The sequence below is a fragment of the Xenorhabdus sp. IM139775 genome, from assembly GCF_028598745.1.
GTDB lineage: Bacteria > Pseudomonadota > Gammaproteobacteria > Enterobacterales > Enterobacteriaceae > Xenorhabdus.
Window position 1 is genome coordinate 1 of sequence record NZ_JAQRFK010000219.1, and the last position, 863, is coordinate 863.

The 863-nt window shown below is 44.4% G+C and carries 1 protein-coding gene; it reads left to right on the plus strand.

Going from position 1 to position 863, the window contains the following annotated elements; translation table 11 throughout:
- Window positions 1–821 (plus strand): hypothetical protein (locus PSI17_RS17115; protein WP_273553098.1); only part of this gene is annotated, 821 nt, incomplete at its 5' end.
- Between the last annotated feature and the right edge of the window lie 42 nt (window positions 822–863).

Sequence of the window (863 nt, forward strand, 5' to 3'; positions counted from 1 at the left end):
TTTACAATATCTTTGATACTAATGATTGGAGCGCCCCCCCTAAAAATGGTACGAATATACCGGAGCCAGCGATGACACTCCATAAGTTCTATTGGAATTATGAGAATGGGCCTACTAACATCCCAGACTTAGCGCTGGCAGAGTTACGAAATGACCCAAATATACCTCTTTTTCGGTATGGCACTGATACAGTCGAGTCAGAAGTCATCGGACCAGGAGCTACAGTAACCGATAAGGCGTCAAATAAATTTTACATAGGGTATGATCGTGAAAATAAGACAAGGGCAACACTGGCGCCGACAACGCTCAAAACGACGGTGTTTATCAAGGGCGGAGGAAAAATGATCTACATTTATACAATGAGGCCTCAGCGCTATTTTGTAAATATGCTGGATAATTACAGTTCCCTAGGCAATGGGTGGCAGGGGGGAAATAAATTTGTGCCGGCTCCCCAAGATCGCTGTGAAAAATATAGTTACCAAGATCCCAATGGAAACACATATAGTTCAGTGAGGTTGTCGGATGTGCAAGCAGGCGAAGGTGATGCGGCGCTATTGGACGAGTATCCCGATATATCGAGGTGGGGTTTGATTAGCACGGTAACCGGTACCAGTACTTGGACGAACAATACGCATCGTGGTGAGCGTGCGTATCCGACTCACGCACCCTTTATCTATGTGATTAATGACTCGAAAGGTGTTAGGCCCGGCACTGTTTCTTTGTTTGATGTGTCAAATAATAAAGTAATTGATCCTACTGGTAAGAACGCACCAAAGCCAAAAGATCCTATTCTCCTCTGCCTGCTCAATCCCAACTTATAGGATAAAGTAATAATCTGAAACAGGCTCCAAATAATGGAGCCT